Raw genomic sequence first — 19,143 nt, 5'->3', positions numbered from 1 at the left:
GTCAATTCTTGGCAAGCCCCGCCGCCCGTGGGAGGCTGTGATCGTATCCGTGCAGGAGCCGCATGAGAATCGCCCTTCTGAACCCGCCGCATCGCGCCATCGGCTCGCGCGTGCCGAAAGAGCAACTGCCGCCACTGGGGCATCTGGCGAGTGGCGGGCCGCTGATCGACGCGGGCCATGCAGTACGTCTGATCAATGCCGACCCCGGCCCGATGACGGATGTGGAAATCCTTTCCGCCCTGATGGAAAAACCGCCCGAGGCTGTGCTGATCGGGCACGCGGGGTCGACCTCGGCGCATCCGGTGGTGGCGCGGCTTGCGCCCCTGATCCGCGCAGCGCTGCCCGAGGCGCATATCGTCTATGGCGGGGTCTATCCCAGCTATCATTGGCAGGAGGTGCTGACTGACTGCCCCGAGATCGACGTGGTGGTGCGGGGAGAAGGCGAGGTCACCGCGCCCCGCCTGATCGCGGCGCTGGAGGCTGGCGCCGATCTTGCGACAGTCCCAGGCATCGCCTTCCGGCGCGACGGCCAGCCCCATGCCACGCCGCCTGCGCCGATGCTGCGCGACCTCGACAGCGCCCGCATCGGGTGGGAACTGGTGGACCTGTCGCGCCACAGCTATTGGGGCGGCAAGCGCGCGGTAATCCTGCAATTCTCGCGCGGGTGCCCGCATCTGTGCACCTATTGCGGCCAGCGCGGTTTCTGGACGCAATGGCGCCACCGTGACCCGGTGAAATTCGCGACTGAGATCGCCTGGCTGGTGCGCGAACACGGCGTCGAACTGGTAAACCTCGCGGACGAGAACCCGACCTCCTCGCGCAAGGCGTGGAAAGCGTTTCTGGAGACGCTGGTGGCGACCGGGGTGAAGGTCACCCTCATCGGATCGACCCGCGCCGATGACATCGTGCGCGACGCGGACCTGCTGCCGCTTTACAAACGCGCCGGTTGCCTGCGCTTTCTGCTGGGGCTGGAGGGCACGGACGAGGCCACGCTCGCCACCGTCCGCAAGGGCGGCACGCGGGCAAAGGACCGTGAGGCCATAGGCCTTCTGCGCGCGCATGGCATGATCGGGCTATGCACCTTCGCCGTGGGGTTCGAGGAGGAAACCGACGCCGATTACGCGCGGCTTTTGCGGCATCTGCTAGTCTATGACCCCGATCAGATCATGTCGGTCTATGCCACACCGCACCGCTGGACACCGTTCTTCAGGCAAAGCGCACATCGGCGGGTGGTTCAGACCGATCTGAGCCTTTGGGATTACAAGCATCAGGTGCTGGAAACCCCGCGGGTGTCGGCGTGGCGGGTGTTTCTCTGGGTCAAGTTGATCGAGGCTGTGGTGCAGTTGCGCCCGCGCGCGCTGGCGCGGATCTGGTTGCAAAAAGACCCCGAACTGCGCCACGCCCAGCGCTGGTATACCGCCATGGGGCGTGGCGTCTGGCTGCGCGAGTTCCGCGATGCATTCCGCTTTCGCGCGCGGCCCGGCCCGACGGTCGAAACCTTCCTCGGGGCCGGGCAATTGCCGGAAAACGCGCTGGACCGCCGCCGCGACGCCGCGTGATCAGCGCGTCAGCGTCGCGCCAAGCCCGGTCATCAGCCCTTCAAAAATCGGGAAGGAGGTGACGATGGGCGAGGCGTCATCCACAGAAACCGGCTTCTGCGCCGCCATGCCGCAGACGAGGAAGCTCATGGCGATGCGGTGGTCGAGATGGGTCGCCGCCGTGGCGCCGCCGGGCACACCGCCCGCGCCCATGCCATGCACGATCAGCGTATCCTCGTCTTCCTCGATGGTCACGCCGCAAGCCTCAAGGCCCCGCGCCATGGCGTCGATGCGGTCGCTTTCCTTCACCCGCAACTCCTTGACGCCGCGCATCACGGTCTTGCCGCTGGCAAAGGCCGCCACGACAGACAGGATCGGATATTCGTCAATCATGCTCGGCGCGCGTTCGGGGGGCACCTCGATACCCTTCATATTGCCCGAAAAGCGGACGCGCAGGTCGGCCACCGGCTCGCCGCCTTCCTCGCGCGGGTTCTGGAACTCGATCTCCGCCCCCATCTCGACCAGCGTGATGTAAAGCCCGTTGCGGGTCAGGTTCTGGCTGACACCGGGCACGAGGATGTCGGAGCCTTCGACGATCAGCGCCGCACAGACCGGGAAGGCGGCAGAGGACGGATCGCGCGGCACCGCCACGGTCTGCGGCCGTAGCTCCGGCTGGCCCTTCAGAGTGATGATATGCCCCTCCGCCCCCTTTTCCACATGCAGCTCGGCGCCGAAGCCCAAGAGCATGCGCTCGGAATGGTCGCGCGTCGGTTCCTTCTCGATGACCACGGTCTCGCCCGGCGCATTCAGACCGGCCAGCAGCACCGCCGATTTGACCTGCGCACTGGCGACAGGCAGCGCATAGCGCACCGGCACCGGGTTCGCGGCGCCCACGATGGTCATGGGCAGGCGCCCGCCATGCCGGCCGTAGGCCCGCGCGCCGAACAGCGCCAACGGGTCGGTCACCCGCCCCATCGGGCGTTTGCGCAAGGACGCGTCTCCGGTGAAGGTCGCGGTCATGCCGGTGGTCGCCATGCAGCCCATGATGAGCCGCACGCCGGTACCGGAATTGCCGCAGTCGATCACATCGGCCGGCTCGCGGAATCCCCCCACGCCCACGCCATGCACCGACCAGGCGCCCGGCCCGTGCTGCGTCACCTCGGCCCCGAAGGCGCGCATCGCCTTGGCGGTATCCAGCACGTCCTGTCCTTCCAGAAGGCCGGTGATCTTCGTCTCGCCCACCGCCATGGCCCCGAAGATCAGCGCGCGATGGCTGATCGACTTGTCGCCCGGCACGGCGGCCGTCCCGCTCAGCGGGCCCGACTTGCGGGCGGTCATCGGTTGCGCGTCACCATGGCCGGACATTCTGGGGCTCCCTCTCATCCTTGCCCCCGCGTTAGCGCAAGCGGGGACGACGGTCCAGCCCCGCCGCTTCAGCGCAGGAAAAACACCACCGCCATCCCCAGCCCGATCACCACGATCAGGGCCCGCAACACCGCAACCGGCATCCGCCGCGCCAGCCCCGCGCCGATCCAGCCACCCAGCGTGCAGGCGGCAGCCATGATCAGCCCCTCATACCAGCCGATCAGCCCGGCAATGGCAAAAGCCGCACAGGACAGCACCGCCATCAGCCCCGAAAGCAGCACTTTCAGCCCGTTCATTGTGTTGAGATTGGTGAACCCGATCAGCCCGAACAGCGCCAGCAGCAAGATGCCCAGACCGCCGTTGAAATAGCCGCCGTAAACCGCCACCACAAAGACCAGCGCCGCGCTGAGGCCCGGCCCGGTCGCCCCCATGCCGCGCGCCCGCAGCGTCGCCAACAGGCGCGGACCAAAGGCGAACAGCCCCGTCGCCACCAGAAGCAGTACCGGCACCAGCCCGTCAAACACATCCGAAGGCGTAACCAACAGCAACAGCGCGCCTGTGACTGAACCCACCAGCGACAGCGCGATGATCTGCCACAGCTTCAGCGCCCCTTCCGACCGGATATCATGGCGAAAGCCCCAGGCGCCGCCCAAATAGCCGGGCAGCGCCGCAAAGGTTGCCGTGGCATTGGCGGCCACCGAGGGCAGACCGGCCCAGACCAGCGCCGGGAAGGTCAGGAAGGTGCCGCCTCCTGCCACTGAGTTCAGCACCCCGGCCACGAAGCCCGTCACCGCCAGAACCAGTATCTCGACCATTGCCCGCGCCCTCCCCGGCGATCCCTTGACCCGTCATGTGCCCCGGTCCAGATTGGTCTGCAAATTGGTCCGGGGAGCGATCATGGCCCGACACGATGACATCCTGCCCCGGCTGCGCGATCTGGCCGAAGGCCCGCCGCGCCGCCTGCCCCCTGAACGTCAGTTGGCCGCCGATCTGGGATGCAGCCGCCAGAGCCTGCGCGCGGCCCTCGCCATACTGGAAACCGAGGGCCGGATCTGGCGCCATGTCGGCCAGGGCACCTTCACCGGCCCGCGCCCCGGCCCGGCCCCGCTGCGGGAAAACCTGCTGATCGAGGCCGCTACGCCCGAGGCGCTGATGCACGCCCGTCTTTTGCTGGAACCCGCCATTGCCGGGGCCGCAGCCGAACGTGCAACACCCGCCACCTGTGCCCGGCTGTCGGCGCTGGTCGGCTCGGGGCGCAGCGCACGCGACCGGCAGGCCGCTGAAGCCGCGGACGAGGCTTTTCACGCCGCCCTCGCCGATGCGGCGCGCAATCCCGTTCTGATTGCCGTGATGCGCTTCCTGTCACGCGCACGGCGGCGTGTGGGCTGGCAACAACGATGGGAGACCGCTTATCGCCGCGCCGGGGTTGATGCCTTCACCGGCCTGCACAGCGACCAACATGCCGCCGTGGTCATGGCCGTCGCGGCAGGAAACGGCCCGCAGGCCGCCAGCGCCATGCGCGAACATCTGGAAACCATCGCCCGCATGATGGAGAGATAGGCCTCAGCCCTCACCCAGCCAGCGTGCCGGATTGACCTCGGCAATCTGGCGAAACAGCGTCTCGCCCAAACCAAAGCGCAACCGCACTGCAACGGCGCGCTCTGACAACGCCTCTTGCCGGGTCATGTAGAAATCCGATCCGAACAGCACGCGTTCGCGCAGGCGAGGATGCGCCATGAACAGCCGCAGGAAGGGCAGAAACGCCTCCGACTGGAACAACGTATAGGACACATCGGTCCACAGGTTCGGGAAATCACCGCTTTCGATCATCCCGCGCAGGGCGATCAGGAAGTTGCCGTCGCGCGCTGCCGGATCATAGGGGTCCAGCCCTTCGCCGATATACCGCTCCCAATCGCTTTGCCCGCCGAAATGCGCAAGATTCACCTGCATCTTCGGGAAGGCCCGCAGCACGGGCGCGAAAGCCATCGGATGCGACAGGCGATCCGCCTCGGCCCGGCTCAGCCGCCCGGTCACCCCGCCGCGCGAACAATGGCTGACCACCGCCAGCCCGCGCGCGTTCAGCAACGGATAAACCTCACGCATCAGCACCGGATGATCGGGGGCATAGCCGATGCGGGGGTAAAGCTTCAGCCCGCGAAAGCCCAGATCCTCGATGCAGCGCCGCACCTCCGCCGCAGCGCCGGGCAGACGCGGGTCGCAAGCCGCAAAGGGGAGGATCAGCCCCGGCCAGGCGCGGGCCAGTGCCGCCAGCTCGTCGTGCTGCGCCCGCAGATCGGCAGCGACCCGCCCCTGCCCCAGCCCGGCCATCTGCATCGGCAAGACGACAAAGCGCGTGCCCGCCGGGTATTGCGCGATGAGGCGGTCAAAGATTTCCGCCTGCCCGCCTGCCTGCGCTTCGGCCTGAAAGCGATGCAGCCGCCCCAGCGCCGCCGCCGCGCGCTCCTGCCCCAGCACGCCCGCCCCGAGGGCAAGACCGCGCAGCAGCCACGGCAGCCGCTTGAACGGCATCAGCAGAACATGCGGATAGCGGGCGGGGATATGCCGCCCGGTGAGGGTGTGGACATGACAATTCGTGATGGCAAGGCGCGACATGCAGGCTCTCCTGTCGGATGACCGGCCAAGCCTGCCCACATGCCCGCAAAAACCCGGCTAAGGCAGCGCGCGTTGCGTCTTCAGCCCTGACGGCGGAAGGTCAGGTAATTCGGTGCGCGCCCTTCGCGCAGGGCCTTCTGCTCGTACCGGGTCGACAGCCAGTCCTCCCATGCCCCGCCCTCACCAGCCTGCCGGATCAGATCAAACCCGGCGGGCGGCACCTCCTCCAGTGTCTGACGGACATAATCGGGAATGTCGGTCGCCACCCGGAACTCGGCCCCCGGCTGCATCACACGCGCCAGCGCCGACAGATAGCCCGGCGTCACGAAGCGCCGCCGGTGGTGCCGCGCCTTGGGCCATGGATCAGGGTAGTTGAGGAAACATTTCTCGACACAACTATCCGGCAGCACGTCGAACAGATCGCGCACATCCCCCGGATGGATAACGAGATTATCCAGCCCCGCCTGCCGCACCTTGCCCAGCAGCATGGCGACACCGTTCACGAAAGGCTCGCAGCCGATAATGAACACGCCAGGATAGCGCGCGGCCATATGCACCAGATGCTCGCCGCCGCCAAAGCCGACCTCCAGCCAAAGCGGTCGCCCGCCGGTCAGTTTGGCAAGGTCGAGCGGGGTGCGGGCCGGATTGTCGGCCCGCGTCACCCCCGACAGGCTGATGCGGCCCAGATCCTCGGCCAGATATTGCTTCTGGCTGGCACGCAACGTCTTGCCATGGGTCCGGCCGTAGAAATTGCGCCGCTCTGTTTCTTCCGTCATCACCGGCCTCCTTCAGACGGCGGGGGCCTACCCCCCGGCACGGCGCCGGTCAAGCCGTTGCAGAGGGGCGTCTGCCATCTGCTTCAGGCCACACGCGACGGGATGCGCCCCTCGAACCAGCGGAAGCCCAGCACGATGATGCCGGTGATCGCCATATAGACCACCGCGAGCAAGAGCAGCGGTTCATAGGTGATGAAGGTGTCCTGCCGGACCCGGCTCGCGACGGCATAGATATCAACCACGGTGATGGTGGCAACCAGCGGGGTCGCCTTCAGTTGCAGTACCGTCTCGCCGCCGAGCGTCGGCAGCGCGCGGTGCAGTGCCTGCGGCAGCCAGATCCGGCGCAGGATGGTCAGGCGCGGCATACCCATGGCACGCGCGGCCTCCAGCTGCCCCTTCGGCACGCCCTTGAAGGCGCCGCGCATCACCTCGCCCTCATACCCTGCAAAGCTGAGCGTCAGGGCCAGCAAGCCATAGGGCCAGGCCTGGCGCAGGATCGGCCAGAACTCGCTTTGCCGGATCCAGGGGATCGTCGGGAACAGCGACCCCAGGCCATAATAAAGCAGCCAGAGTTGCAGCAGAAGCGGCGTGCCCCGGATCACCGTGCAGAAGGTGCGGGCAGGCCAGGCGAGGATGCGCGGCCCCACCGCCTGCGCCAGCCCCAGCGGGATGGCCAGCGCCATACCCAGCACGATGGAGGCCGCCAGCAGCCAGATCGTGCGCCAGATGCCCTGCGCCGCAAGGCCCAGATAGTTTGGCACCCAGTCCCAGCGCAGGTTCAGCACCGACCAGACGACAATCACCAGCGCGATCAGCGCCATGACGATGCGATGCGGTTTCCAGAATGCCCTCATCCGTGCAGCTCCGGCTGGCCACGGCGGGCACGGCGTTCCAGCCGGGCGAACAGCCAGCCCGAGCCGATGGAGAGGATCAGGTACAGCACCCCCGCCGCCATGAAGAAGGTGAAATAGGCTTTCGTCGCACCGGCTGCCTGCCGGGTTTCCTGCGTCAGTTCGCCAAAGCCCACAACCGCCAGCAGCGCGGTGTCCTTGGTGGCCACCAGCCACAGGTTCGCCAGCCCCGGCAGCGCGTTCGAAAGCATCAGGGGCAGGGTCACGCGCCGGGCCAGCAGACCGGGTGGCATGCCCATGGCGCGGGCGGCCTCGATCTGTCCCGCGGGCACCGCCTGAATAGCGCCGCGCAGAACCTCGGTCGCATAGGCGCCCTGCACCACGCCCAGAACGGCAATCCCGGCAGCAAGGCCGGAAATCTGGATCCGGTCATAGCCAAAGGCGAGCAGCGTCTGGTTCACCGCATCGGTAACCGCATAGTAAAGTATGAGGATCAGCACCAGTTCCGGCACCGCCCGCACGACGGTCGTGTAGACCGCCAGCAGGTCGCGCAGCACCGGCCCGCCGTAAAGCTTCCCAAAGGCACCCAGCGTGCCGATCCCGATGCCAAGCCCGAAGGCCCCACAGGCGATAAGGATCGAATTCCACAAGCCACGCAGCAGGTTCGCCCCCCAACCGGGAGGCGAAAGTTGCAGAAGTTCAAACATGGAAGCCGCGCCTGCGGCCCCGACCAGCGCCGTCACGGCCATCAGCCGCCGTAGATCGACGAGCTGAAGTAGGGTTTGGAGATTTCCTCATAGGTGCCATCCTCCAGCACCTTGGCGATCCCGGCGTTGAACTTGGCCTTCAGCTCTTCGTCGCCCTTGCGCAGACCGACGCCGACGCCAAGGCCCAGAACATCCGGGTCATCCGCCACCGCGCCCTTGACCTCGCAGCAGGCCGCCCCTGCCTCGGATTTCAGGAAATCGTCCAGCGCAATGCTATCGGCCTGCGTGGCGTCGATCCGGCCCGCGACCAGATCCTGATTGGCCTCATCCTGGGTCTGGTACACCTTGATCTCGGCCACCGCGTCCTTGAAGTGTTTCTGCGCATACGCCTCGTGGATGGTCGAGACCTGCACGCCGAGGATCTTGCCTTTCAGCCCCTCGGCATCGGCGGTCATCGCATCGGCCTTCGGCCCGACGATCACGGTCGGGGTGTTGTAATACTTGTTCGAGAAGTCGATGGTCTTCATCCGTTCTTCGGTGATCGACATAGAGGCCATGATGGCGTCGATTTGACCGGCAGTCAGCGCGGGAATGATGCCGTCCCAGGCCACCGGCACGATCTCGCATTCCATTTCGGCCGCCTTGCAGACTGCACCGATCATGTCGACCTCCCAGCCGACCCACTTGCCCGAGGCATCGGGCGAGGCGAACGGCGGATAGGGTTCGGCGGCGATGCCTACCTTCACCGGCGCGGCCATGGCAGCCCCGCCCATCATCAGCACCGCCGTCAGCGTCAGCGCGAGTTTTTTCATCTTGTTACCCCTTCTGTTGGATAATTTGGCGGCTCTTCAGGCCACGCTTTTCAGGAATTGCTGCAATCTTTCGGAACGCGGCGCGCCGAACAGCTGTTCAGGCGGGCCTTCCTCCTCGATCAGACCGTTGTGCAGGAAGACGACATGGCTGGCGACCTCGCGCGCGAATTTCATCTCATGCGTGACGAGGATCATGGTGCGCCCTTCGGCGGCCAGATCGCGGATCACTGCCAGAACCTCGCCCACCAGTTCCGGGTCCAGCGCCGAAGTTGGTTCGTCAAACAGCATGGCACGCGGCTCCATGCACAGGGCGCGGGCGATTGCGGCGCGCTGCTGCTGTCCGCCCGACAGGAAAGCCGGATAGACGTTGGCCTTCGCCGAAAGCCCGACGCGCGCCAGCAGGCGTTCGGCGCGGGCAATCGCCTCGGCCTTCGGCACACCCAGCACATGCACCGGAACCTCGATCAGGTTTTCAAGAATCGTCCGGTGAGACCAAAGGTTGAATTGCTGGAAAACCATGCCAAGGCTCTGGCGCAGCCGTTCGATCTGCTTGCGGTCAGCGGGGCTGCCATCTGGACGCATCGCCACAGCTTCATTGCCGATGATGATCTTGCCCGCGCTTGGCGTTTCCAGAAAGTTGATGCAGCGCAGCATGGTCGACTTCCCGGAACCGGAACCGCCGATCACCGCCACCACATCGCCTTCGCGCGCCGCTAGCGAGACCCCTTTCAGCACCTCAAGCTGGCCGAAGGATTTGTGCAATCCTTCGATGCGGATTGCCTCGGGCCGGGGGACATCGCCATCTGGTCGCGTCATCGGAACTCCGTCACTGGGTGATTGCAGTAAGCCCCGATCCCTGTAATTATGCAAGTGTATAATTGAGGTGCCCATGCAAGGCGAACGGCGCAAGTTCAGACGGGAGGGTGAGGAGCGGCGGCGCGATGCGCTGGTTTCCGCAGCACTGGACCTGATATCCGAGGGCGGCCCTTCGGCCGCGACTGTCCGCGCCATTGCCGAACGGGCAGGCGTTACGCCCGGCCTGATTCGTCACTATTTCCAGACGAAAGAGGAACTGACCCGCGAAGCCTATCGCGCGCTGATGCACCGGATGAGCAGCGAAAATGCCGCGGTGCTGGAGGCCGCGCCAGCCGATCCCATGGCCCGGCTGGCCGCCTTCGTCGCCGCCGCGCTGCGCCCGCCGGTGGTCGATCCGCGCAGCATGGGCCTTTGGGCCGGGTTTCTGCATCAGGTGCGCTCCGATCCCGCGATGGCCGCGATTCACGCCGAAACCTATCTGGGCTATCGCGACCTGCTGCAGGAACTCATCGCCGCCCTGCCGGGGCACAACGATCCTGCCCGGCTGCGCACACTCGCCATCGCCTGCAACGGCGTGATCGACGGGCTGTGGCTGGAAGGCTGCGCCCTGCCGGAGGCTTTTGCGCCCGGCGAACTCGAACATATCGGGCTGGAAGCTGTCGGCGCCATTCTTGGTCTCGACCTTGCCGCCAGCCTGCCCCCCGCCCTGCCAGAGGAAACGCCATGAAATACGCCTCCGTCACCGAACGCCTCGCCGATCTGGGCGGCGCGAAATGGGAAATCCACGCCCGCGCCCGCCGGATGAAAGCCGAAGGCACCGCCGTGCTGGAATTCACCATTGGCGAACCGGATGTGCCCTGTCCGCCCGAGCTGATGGAAACCGCCGCGCGCGCCATGCTGTCGGGGCGCACCGGCTATTCCAATGGCCAGGGCGAGCCAGGGCTGCTGCGGGCGCTGGCCGCGCGCTATTCCATCCGGCGCAGGCGGCACATCGGCCCGGAACAGGTGATGTGCTTCCCGGGCACCCAGACCACGCTCTACGCCGTCTTCATGGCCATCGCCGAGGCAGGGGCTGAAGTCATCGTTGGCGACCCGATGTATGCGACCTACGAAGGGCTGATCCGCGCCACAGGCGCCACGCCGGTTCCGGTGACGCTGCGCCCCGAACGCGGTTTCCGGCTCGATCCGGCCGATGTCGCGGCCGCCGTTACCCCGGACGCGCGCGCGATCTTTCTCAACACCCCGCACAACCCCACCGGCGCGGTGCTGACGCGCGAGGACATCGCTGCCATCGGCGATATTGCCCGCGCCCATGACCTGTGGATCGTCTCGGACGAGGTCTATGAGGATCTGGTGTTCGAAGGCGTTCACTTCACCTCGCCGCTCGATCTGGTCGAACTGGCAGACCGCAGCATCGCCTGCGCCTCGATTTCCAAATCCCACGCGGCGCCCGGCTTCCGTTCGGGCTGGTGCGTCGGCCCTGCCGAGTTCTGCGCCCGCCTGCTGCCGCTGTCGGAAACCATGCTCTTCGGCAATCAGCCCTTCATTGCAGACATGACAACTCAGGCAGTCAGCCATCCCTCGCCGGTTGCCCCCGGCATGGCTGCGCGTTTCGCGGCCCGAGCCACCATGATCCACGACAAGCTGCATGGCACTGCGGGCCTGCGCGTCCATCGCCCCGATGCGGGCATGTTCGCCCTGGTCGACGTGCGCGCCACCGGCCTTTCAGGCGAGGCCTTCGCGCAAAGCCTGCTCGATGCCGAACATGTCGCAGTCATGCCGGGCGAAAGCTTCGGCGCCGCGCTTTCCGGCTGGCTGCGCCTCGCGCTCACCCAACCCGACGCCGCTATCGCTGAAGGCTGCACCCGCATCGCCCGCCATGCGGCGCGCTTCCGCGCCGACGCCGCCTGATTTCACCTTGGTCCAAATATCCCGGGGGTGAGCGCCGAAGGCGCGAGGGGGCAGCGCCCCTCCCCGCAGCAAACGGAGCAGATCATGCCTCTTTCCACCGGACAGGCGCTTGTTCAAGGCCTGAAACAGCGCGGCGTCGATTTGGTCTTCGGCATCCCCGGCGTCCATACGATCGAGCTTTACCGTGGTCTTGCCGGTTCCGGCATCCGCCATGTCACGCCCCGCCACGAACAGGGCGCCGCCTTCATGGCGGATGGCTATGCCCGCGTCTCAGGCAAGCCCGGCGTGGCCTTCGTCATCACCGGCCCCGGCCTGACCAATGCGCTGACCGCCATGGCACAGGCACGGGCCGATTCGGTGCCGATCCTTGTGATCTCCGGCGTGAACCGGCGCGCAAGCCTTGGTGGCGGCTATGGCCTGCTGCACGAACTGCCGGATCAGGCCGGGATGGTGCGCACACTCTGCCCCAGCTTCCAGATCACTGCGCCCGAGATGGTGGAGCCCGTGCTCGACCGCGCCTTCGCCGCTCTGACCTCGGGCCGGCTCGGCCCGGTGCATATCGAAGTGCCAACCGATGTGATGCCGCTGCCCGCCACAGCGCCGCGCCCGGTTCCTGCCGCGCGCCCGCTGTCACCGGAGCCCGAGGCGCTGGCCCTCGCCATCACCCGCCTTTCCGCCGCCACAACCCCGGTCATCCTTGCCGGTGGCGGCGCCCGGCGGGCCGAAGCGCCGTTGCGCGCGCTGGCCGAGGCGCTGGACGCTCCGGTGGTGCAGACCACCAATGCCCGCGGATTGATGCATGGCCATGCCCTGACCGTACCCGCCTCCCCCTCGCTCGACGCCACCCGAGCGCTGGTCGCCGGGGCGGATCTGGTGCTGGCCGTCGGCACCGAGCTTGGTCCCACCGATTATGACATGTATGTGCGTGGCGGCCTGCCGGACCTTTCCGCCATGATCCGCATTGACCTCTGCCCCGACCAGCTCGCCCGGCACCCTGCCAGCCTGACCCTCGCCGCCGACGCCACCACAACGCTGGCCGAACTCGCCGCCGCCATCCCGCCGCGCAGGGGCGATGGCGCCGGGCGGGCCGGTGCCACCCGTGATGCGGCAAGAGCCGAACTGGCAAGGCTGCATCCCGACATGCCGCATCAGCTTGCCATGCTGGAAGCCCTGCGTGAAGCCGTGCCCGGTTCCATCGTGGTCGGCGACAGCACGCAGCCGGTCTATGCCGGGAACCTTTATTACGACCATGACCGCGCGGGTGGCTGGTTCAATGCCGCCACCGGCTATGGCGCCCTGGGCTTTGGCCCCGGCGCCGCCATCGGCGCCGCGCTTGCCGCCCCCGGTACGTCAGTCATCTGCCTGATCGGTGATGGCGGGTTGCAATTCTCGCCCGGTGAACTGCGCGCCGCCGTGGACGAAAAGCTGCCCGTCACCTTCCTCGTCTGGAACAATGCAGGTTTCCGCGAAATCGCCGAGGCGATGACCGGCGCCGGGGCAGAGGTCATCGGCTGCACCCCCTCCCCCCTGCGGATGGAGCCTTTCGCAGCCGCCTGCGACCTGCCGTTCCAGAGCGTCGCCAACACCCCGGCCGAACTCGCCAAAGCCTTGCAACAACCTTGCACCGGACCGCGCCTGATCGAAATTCGCGTCGCCTGATCCCGGCGACCGGAGGCCGTCTTCCATGGCAATGCCTTGGCCGGGGGGGCGATGCCCCCGGCAAAGGCTCCCGGTTTCAGATCACCGTCACCACAGCCTGCGGCAGGCCATCTATCTGCACCACACAGGTTTCGCCCCGCGCAATCGCGCCAACCCCGGCAGGTGTGCCGGTCATGATGAGATCGCCCGGCTCCAGCCGAACCAGCCCCGACAGATGCGCAATGACATCCGCGACCGGCCAGATCATGTCCGCCAGCGCTGCCTCCTGCCGCACGCCCCCCGCAACAAGGCAGCGAATCGCGCCCTCCGGCACCGCCTGCCCCGGCACAATGGTGCCGACCACCGCCGAGGCATCAAAGCCCTTCGACATATCCCAGGGTCGCCGCGCCGCCTTGGCCGCGGCCTGCATGTCGCGGCGCGTCAGGTCATTGCCTGCCGCATAGCCGAACACATGATCGAGCGCCTGCGCCATGGCAATCCCCGCACCACCCTTGCGAATGGCAACCACCAGTTCCGCCTCGTGGTGCAGATCCGCCGTCGCGGGCGGATAAGCGATCTGCATCCCGTCCTGCACCAGCGCGTCGGCAGGCTTGGTAAAGAAGAACGGCGGTTCGCGGTCCGGGTCATGCCCCATTTCGCGCGCGTGTTCGGCATAGTTGCGCCCGACGCAGAAGATGCGGCGCACGGGGAAACGCGCAGCCATACCCTGAACGGGCAGGCTGGGCACAGGCGCGGGCGGGAAGACGTAGTCCATGAAACAAAACCTCCGGGTCAGGTGTCAAACCTGCCCGGAGGCGATCCGATCCGCAAGATCAGCCGCGGCCTTACGGCCCGAGGGTGAAGCACTGCGTGCCGCGCGCCTGAAGCCGAAGACAGGCAAGCTCCGCCTGTTTCTGGCTCAGGCCCATGAAATTGGCGTCAAAGCCTGTGGGTTTCTGCACGATCTTGCGCAGCCCCTCGTTCAGCGTGGCGCCCTCCGACAGCATGGTCTGCATCAGGGCGCGTTCTGCCGCGCCCCGGCTGGCAAAGCGACCGATGTTCACACCCCAGTGCCGCCCGCCCGAAGTCGAGATGCGGGTCACCACCTCGGTCGGTGTCGGCGTCACACGGGCGCTGGCCACCTGCTCTGCCGCTTCGCCCGCCATGGGCGTGGCGGTGTGAATCACGGTCGGCACATGCGCGGGCTTCGCCTTTGGCGCAGCCGCCTGCGGCACGGCAACCGCCGCCGCCAGAGTCATCACGCTGCCATCGGTGATTTCCGGCAGGCCGGTATCAGCCTCGGCAATGGCGACCTCCGTGGTTTCCGCCCCGGCCGCAGCCAGCGCATCGGCAATGCTGTCCTGCATGGCGGCCACGGCCACTTCGGCAGCGATCCGTTCCGCCACCGCATCCACTGCAGCCTCGACCGCCGGATCGGGCCGGGCCTCCGGCAGCGTTTCAACCTGTGCCACCATCGCGACCGGCGCAGCCCCCGGACGGGCCCGCGGCACCGGCGATTTCGCCAGCGTCGTGCTGACACGCACGGTCTTCGCCCCGACAACCCTTCCGCCCGAGGCATCGGCCACCAGCATATCCTCTGCCGGGGCCGCCGGCGCTTCGGGCTGCTGGTAGACCGGCGGCGCCGGCGGTTGCACCTTGGCCCCCGGACGCGCCTTGGCAAAGCCAAGGTCCAGCAGTTCCGACATCTTGGCATTACGCTGCGCAGTCGAAGTGCCGCCGAACACGGTTGCGATGATCCGCACGCCATTGCGCTCCGCCGAAGCGGTCAGGTTGAACCCTGCCGCATTGGTGAAGCCGGTCTTGATGCCATCGGCCCCCTTGTAGCTGTCAAGGAACCTGCGGTTGGTCGACAGCACGTCCCGCACACCAGCATCCGTCTCGCGCCGCGAGAAAATGTTGTAATATTGCGGGAAATCGTAGAACAGCCGCCGCCCCAGCACCGACATGTCATGTGCGGTCGACAAGTGGCCCGACCGCGTCAGGCCGTTGGCGTTCTGGAAGGTGGTGTTGGTCATGCCGATCGCCTTGGCGGTGCGGTTCATCCGCTTGGCGAAATTCGCCTCCGATCCGCCGACCGCCTCGCCAATGGCCGTAGCCGCGTCATTGGCCGATTTGATGGCGGCGGCGCGAATCAGATGGCGCAGGGCGATCTTCTGCCCCGGCTTCAGGCCAAGGCGCGAGGGCGGCTCGTTCGCCGCATGTTTCGAGATGGTGACCATGCTGTCGAGGCTGATTTCGCCGCGCTCCACCGCCTCGAAGGCGATGTACAGTGTCATCATCTTGGTCAGCGAAGCCGGATGCAGCCGCGTATCCGCGTTGGTCTGGTAAAGAGTCTCGCCGGTGCGCGCATCCATCACATAGGCGGCGTAGGGCGCCGCGCCAGACGGTGTCGGTCGGGTTGCGGAACAGGCCGCGACCACAATGAAAACCGCCATCAGGGTGAAGTTGCGAACGAACTGCCCAAGTCGTGAAGCCACGTCCCTGCCCCTCGCCTTATTGTTATCTGCCTCGGTATCGTCTGCCCCGTGTAGTCCGGGGCTTTTGACGAAGGCTAACACAGGGTATCGGCGCCGGAAACCCCGGAAATTCAACCACTTTTGCGGCGTTGTTCAGAAGCCATAGCGATATGTGGTGGGCGCCATGGAACGCCACCACCACATTATGACGAAAGCTGATCCAGAAGCCCCGGCAGTGCCGAAAGATCGGACAATTCGCGAAAACGCGCGTGGCCGGTCGGCGGATCGGCGCGCTCCAGCGCCCAGGTCAGGCCGTGGGGCACATGCACCCCCCAGCCGCCGGTTTCGATCACCGGCAGAACGTCGGATTTCAGCGAGTTTCCAACCATCATCGCCGCCTCGGGGCGCACGCCATGGCGGGCAAACAGCCGCGTATAGACCGATGCCGTCTTGTCCGACACGATCTCCACCGCGTCGAACAGATCCCCCAGCCCTGACTGCGCCAGCTTGCGCTCCTGATCCATCAGATCCCCCTTGGTGATCAGCATGACGCGGAACCCTGCCCCGGCCGCTGCCGTCACCGCCTCGCGCGCATGGGGCAGAAGCTCGATCGGATGGGACAGCATCTCGCGCCCCGCCGCGATCAGCTCGGCAATGACCGAGGCGGGCACCCGGCCCTCGGTCACCTCGATGGCGGTTTCGATCATCGAAAGCGTGAAGCCTTTCACCCCGAAACCATACTGGCCGACATTGCGCCGCTCTGCCGCCAGCAGCCGTTCGTGCAGATGATCGGCGGCGGCGTGATCCGCCAGCAAAGACTCGAACCTGTCCTGCGTCAGCCGGAAGAAGGTCTCGTTCTGCCAGAGCGTGTCGTCGGCATCGAAGCCGATAAGCGTCAGTTTTTCCATGGCCGCGAAAGTAGCGCCGGGTCACGGATTCGCCAGCCCCTTTTCGCGCCGCCGCTTTGCGCTATAATCTACCGATATCACGAATCCGCCGAACCTGCCGGAGCGACCCTTGACCCTGCGCCCCTTTTTCATGTCCGACAAAGACGACGGGCCCGGATCGGAAGCCTCGATCCTGACGAAGGCAAAGACCCGCACCCAGCGGCCACCCATGTACAAGGTGCTGCTGCTGAATGACGATTACACGCCGATGGAATTCGTGGTGCATATCCTTGAACGCTTCTTCGGCCTCAATCATGCACAGGCGTTCGAGATCATGCTGACGGTTCACAAGAAGGGCCTCGCCGTGGTTGGCGTGTTCTCCTTCGAAGTGGCCGAAACCAAGGTTGCGCAAGTGATGGATTTCTCGCGTCGGCATCAGCATCCGCTGCAATGCACGATGGAGAAGGAATAAGAGAGGACAAGGCCCCAAGGGGCCGCCCATGCGTTCCACCCGTCTTGAGCTTGCGCTGGATACCGGCGCCATTGCCCTGCCGCCCGAGGGGCGCATCGCTGTCTTCCGCCCGCGCGCGGGCGACGACCTGTCGGCGCTGCCGAAGGCCCGCGTGCAGATCATCACCGGCTTCCGCCCGGACCATGATCATTTCACCGGGCTGGGCTATGCCTGTGCCACCGCGCCGGAGGGCGATTATACAACCGCGCTGATCTGCGTGCCGCGCGCACGGGCCGAAGCCCGCGCGCTGGTCGCCACTGCCTGCGCTCATCTGCCGCCCGGGGCCCTTGTAATTCTGGACGGGCAAAAGACCGATGGCATTGACACGCTGCTGAAAGACCTGCGCGCCCGCGTGGATCTGGGCGAAGCGCTCGCCAAGGCGCATGGCAAGATCGCCGCCTTCCCTTCCGGCCCGGATCTGTCGGACTGGTCCGCCCGCCCGCAGCAGGTTGACGGCTTCACCACCCTGCCCGGCGTGTTTTCCGCCGACGGGCCGGATCGTGGCTCGATCCTGCTGGCCGGGGTGCTGCCCGCCAAATTTCCCTCGCGCGTGGTCGATCTGGGTGCTGGCTGGGGCTACCTGTCCCGCGCGGTCCTTACCCGCGACGGTGTAAAGGAACTGCATCTGGTCGAGGCCGATCACACCGCGCTCGACTGCGCACGTCTGAATATCCCCGACCCGCGCGCGCATTTCCACTGGGCCGATGCACGGCTCTGGCAGGTCCCGCATCTGGCGGGCGCCGTGGTCTGCAACCCGCCCTTCCATACCGGGCGCGAGGCCGATCCCGGTCTCGGCCTCGCCTTCCTCAAGGCTGCGGCAAAGATGCTTGCCCCCGATGGCACGCTCTGGCTGGTCGCCAACCGTCATCTCCCCTATGATCCCGCCCTGCGTGCGGCGTTCCGAGAGGTGGAGGAGATCGGCGGCGACGGCGCATTCCGGCTTGTCCGCGCCTCCTATCCCAGCCGCCGCTAGGCAGAAAGGGCTCCTCCTCATGTCGCTTTCCATTCAAGGCAAGACCGCCATCGTTACCGGCGCCGCCAACGGCATCGGCCGCGCCATCGCCCGCCACTTTGTTGACAAGGGCGCCAATGTGATCTTCGCCGACATGGACGAAGCCCGGCTGGAGGCCGAGGTCGGTGACGAAGCACGGGGCGAAGGCCCGGTACGCATGTTCGCGGGCGATCTGCGGCAGAAGCTAGCCATCACCAACCTGCTGTCCGCCACCATGGATGCCTTCGAACGGGTGGACATCCTCGTGAATGCAAGCCGCCAGATCAGCCTGTCGGACCCGCTTTGCATCGACGACGACGCGGTCGAACCGATGCTGGAACAGAACCTGTTCCCCAGCCTGCGCCTGACGCAGCTGACGGCCAAGCGCATGATCCTTCAGGCCGAACGCAATGGCGGTGGCCCGGCGGGGTCGATCATCAACATCTCGTCCATCGCCGCGCAGCATACCCGGCCCGAGCTTCTGGGCTATTCCGTCGCCTGCGCCGCGCTGGACCAGATGACCCGCTCGATGGCGGTGGCCCTCGCCCCCAAAGGTATCCGGGTGAATGCGGTCGCCTTCGGTTCGGTGATGAGCGCGAGCCTTCAGGCCGCCCTGAAAGATACCCCCGACTACCGGGAGGCGATCACCGCGGGCACGCCCATGGGTCGCATTGCCGCCGCCAGCGAACTGGCGGAAACGGTGCAGTACCTCGCCTCCGATGCCTCCGGCTTCATGACCGGGCAGGTGCTGACGGTGGATGGCGGGCGCAGCCTCGTCGATGCGGTAACAGCCCCCGCCCACTGATCCCTATTCGGGATACTGTGCCTTGCAGGCCGCGACCGAACTGCTGCTCTGCCTGACAAGCGCATCGCGCTTCGTCCGAAGCTGCCGCAGCTTCACCGCTTCGGCATCCAGATCAATGGCTTTCGGCCGCGTGCGCGTCACGTCGATATCATCCAGACACATCTGCGGTGGTGCGGGCTTGCCCTTCTCGTCCACGCCACCCGGCCCACAGGGCCGCCAGCGCGTCACCGTCGTGACGTAGGTTTCAATGGCATAGCCACGGCGCAAATTCTCTTCGGTTTCGGTGATCAGCCGCTCCACCACGCGCTGATCGCGGGTGACCTGGCGGATGCATTGCTCTTGCGGCGTGCCACAAGCCGCCAGCAGCGGCAGCAGGATCAGCAGACGTTTCATCACGCACTCCACTCTTTGCGCCAGCCTATCAGCGCCCGCCCGCACGGGAAAT

Annotated in this window: 20 protein-coding genes; 8 read left to right on the top strand and 12 right to left on the bottom strand. The window is 66.5% G+C overall.

Annotation, left to right across the window (positions count from 1 at the left end; genetic code table 11):
• Positions 1–62 precede the first annotated feature (62 nt).
• Entirely contained in the window at positions 63–1,559 is a 1,497-nt protein-coding gene (gene bchE, locus IE126_RS10745; protein WP_189380953.1) for a magnesium-protoporphyrin IX monomethyl ester anaerobic oxidative cyclase, read from the top strand.
• On the opposite strand, the gene aroA is transcribed toward bchE, so the two are convergent.
• A complete protein-coding gene (gene aroA, locus IE126_RS10740) occupies positions 1,560–2,903 on the bottom strand; it encodes a 3-phosphoshikimate 1-carboxyvinyltransferase (protein WP_189380952.1) in 1,344 nt (447 codons plus the stop codon).
• 68 nt (positions 2,904–2,971) lie between these two features.
• Entirely contained in the window at positions 2,972–3,718 is a 747-nt protein-coding gene (locus IE126_RS10735; RefSeq protein ID WP_108128946.1) for a sulfite exporter TauE/SafE family protein, read from the bottom strand.
• An 82-nt stretch (positions 3,719–3,800) separates the two neighbouring features.
• On the opposite strand from IE126_RS10735, the gene IE126_RS10730 reads away from it, so the two are divergent.
• Positions 3,801–4,463: a FadR/GntR family transcriptional regulator gene (locus IE126_RS10730; protein WP_108128947.1), complete on the top strand. Its 663-nt coding sequence runs from the start codon at positions 3,801–3,803 to the stop codon at positions 4,461–4,463.
• 3 nt (positions 4,464–4,466) lie between these two features.
• Here the strand turns inward: IE126_RS10730 and IE126_RS10725 are convergent, their stop codons facing one another.
• The 6 genes from IE126_RS10725 to IE126_RS10700 all read right to left on the bottom strand — a co-directional run bounded on the left by IE126_RS10725 (position 4,467) and on the right by IE126_RS10700 (position 9,478).
• Positions 4,467–5,516 carry an amidohydrolase family protein gene (locus IE126_RS10725; protein ID WP_189380951.1) on the bottom strand — a complete coding sequence of 350 codons (1,050 nt, stop codon included), beginning with the start codon at positions 5,514–5,516 and terminating at the stop codon, positions 4,467–4,469.
• Between the two features lie 80 nt (positions 5,517–5,596).
• Positions 5,597–6,292 (bottom strand): tRNA (guanine(46)-N(7))-methyltransferase TrmB, encoded by a 696-nt coding sequence (gene trmB / locus IE126_RS10720; RefSeq protein ID WP_108128949.1) that lies wholly within the window; start codon positions 6,290–6,292, stop codon positions 5,597–5,599.
• Positions 6,293–6,375: 83 nt separating this feature from the next.
• Positions 6,376–7,146 carry an ABC transporter permease gene (locus tag IE126_RS10715; RefSeq protein WP_054302426.1) on the bottom strand — a complete coding sequence of 257 codons (771 nt, stop codon included), beginning with the start codon at positions 7,144–7,146 and terminating at the stop codon, positions 6,376–6,378.
• A complete protein-coding gene (locus IE126_RS10710; protein ID WP_199750662.1) occupies positions 7,143–7,850 on the bottom strand; it encodes an ABC transporter permease in 708 nt (235 codons plus the stop codon). The genes IE126_RS10715 and IE126_RS10710 overlap by 4 nt, the downstream gene beginning before the upstream one ends.
• Positions 7,851–7,891: 41 nt before the next feature.
• Entirely contained in the window at positions 7,892–8,662 is a 771-nt protein-coding gene (locus IE126_RS10705; RefSeq protein ID WP_082400850.1) for a transporter substrate-binding domain-containing protein, read from the bottom strand.
• A 36-nt stretch (positions 8,663–8,698) separates the two neighbouring features.
• The gene (locus IE126_RS10700) at positions 8,699–9,478 is read right to left on the bottom strand and encodes an ABC transporter ATP-binding protein (protein ID WP_189380950.1); all 780 of its coding nucleotides are present in this window, start codon (positions 9,476–9,478) and stop codon (positions 8,699–8,701) included.
• Between the two features lie 73 nt (positions 9,479–9,551).
• Here IE126_RS10700 and IE126_RS10695 point away from each other — a divergent pair, with 73 nt between their 5' ends.
• The 3 genes from IE126_RS10695 to IE126_RS10685 all read left to right on the top strand — a co-directional run bounded on the left by IE126_RS10695 (position 9,552) and on the right by IE126_RS10685 (position 13,048).
• Positions 9,552–10,205: a TetR/AcrR family transcriptional regulator gene (locus IE126_RS10695; RefSeq protein WP_189380949.1), complete on the top strand. Its 654-nt coding sequence runs from the start codon at positions 9,552–9,554 to the stop codon at positions 10,203–10,205.
• On the top strand, positions 10,202–11,389 hold the full coding sequence (locus IE126_RS10690) for a pyridoxal phosphate-dependent aminotransferase (RefSeq protein WP_189380948.1): 1,188 nt from the start codon (positions 10,202–10,204) through the stop codon (positions 11,387–11,389). Before IE126_RS10695 ends, IE126_RS10690 begins: the two co-directional genes overlap by 4 nt.
• A gap of 84 nt (positions 11,390–11,473) precedes the next feature.
• On the top strand, positions 11,474–13,048 hold the full coding sequence (locus IE126_RS10685) for a 5-guanidino-2-oxopentanoate decarboxylase (protein ID WP_189380947.1): 1,575 nt from the start codon (positions 11,474–11,476) through the stop codon (positions 13,046–13,048).
• Positions 13,049–13,124: 76 nt separating this feature from the next.
• On the opposite strand, the gene IE126_RS10680 is transcribed toward IE126_RS10685, so the two are convergent.
• The 3 genes from IE126_RS10680 to IE126_RS10670 form a co-directional block, all read right to left on the bottom strand.
• Positions 13,125–13,802 carry a fumarylacetoacetate hydrolase family protein gene (locus tag IE126_RS10680; RefSeq protein WP_054302432.1) on the bottom strand — a complete coding sequence of 226 codons (678 nt, stop codon included), beginning with the start codon at positions 13,800–13,802 and terminating at the stop codon, positions 13,125–13,127.
• Positions 13,803–13,872: 70 nt separating this feature from the next.
• Complete coding sequence (locus IE126_RS10675) at positions 13,873–15,525, bottom strand: D-alanyl-D-alanine carboxypeptidase family protein (protein ID WP_082400851.1); 1,653 nt, start codon at positions 15,523–15,525, stop codon at positions 13,873–13,875.
• A 182-nt stretch (positions 15,526–15,707) separates the two neighbouring features.
• Positions 15,708–16,412, bottom strand: coding sequence for an HAD family hydrolase (locus tag IE126_RS10670; RefSeq protein ID WP_054302433.1), 705 nt, complete (start codon positions 16,410–16,412; stop codon positions 15,708–15,710).
• A 130-nt stretch (positions 16,413–16,542) separates the two neighbouring features.
• Here IE126_RS10670 and clpS point away from each other — a divergent pair, with 130 nt between their 5' ends.
• From clpS to IE126_RS10655, 3 genes are read left to right on the top strand one after another with little or no spacing between them, the layout of a single operon-like run.
• The gene (clpS, locus tag IE126_RS10665) at positions 16,543–16,863 is read left to right on the top strand and encodes an ATP-dependent Clp protease adapter ClpS (protein WP_054302611.1); all 321 of its coding nucleotides are present in this window, start codon (positions 16,543–16,545) and stop codon (positions 16,861–16,863) included.
• A 28-nt stretch (positions 16,864–16,891) separates the two neighbouring features.
• Positions 16,892–17,875: a class I SAM-dependent methyltransferase gene (locus IE126_RS10660; RefSeq protein WP_189380946.1), complete on the top strand. Its 984-nt coding sequence runs from the start codon at positions 16,892–16,894 to the stop codon at positions 17,873–17,875.
• 19 nt (positions 17,876–17,894) lie between these two features.
• The gene (locus IE126_RS10655) at positions 17,895–18,698 is read left to right on the top strand and encodes an SDR family NAD(P)-dependent oxidoreductase (RefSeq protein WP_054302435.1); all 804 of its coding nucleotides are present in this window, start codon (positions 17,895–17,897) and stop codon (positions 18,696–18,698) included.
• Positions 18,699–18,701: 3 nt separating this feature from the next.
• On the opposite strand, the gene IE126_RS10650 is transcribed toward IE126_RS10655, so the two are convergent.
• Positions 18,702–19,091 carry a hypothetical protein gene (locus IE126_RS10650; RefSeq protein WP_189380945.1) on the bottom strand — a complete coding sequence of 130 codons (390 nt, stop codon included), beginning with the start codon at positions 19,089–19,091 and terminating at the stop codon, positions 18,702–18,704.
• Positions 19,092–19,143 lie beyond the last annotated feature (52 nt).

Origin of the sequence: Gemmobacter nanjingensis, from assembly GCF_014652195.1 — a bacterium.
GTDB classification, from domain to species: domain Bacteria; phylum Pseudomonadota; class Alphaproteobacteria; order Rhodobacterales; family Rhodobacteraceae; genus Gemmobacter; species Gemmobacter caeni.
Note: the sequence above shows the minus strand (reverse complement) of the source record. Positions and strands in the feature narration are given on the sequence as shown.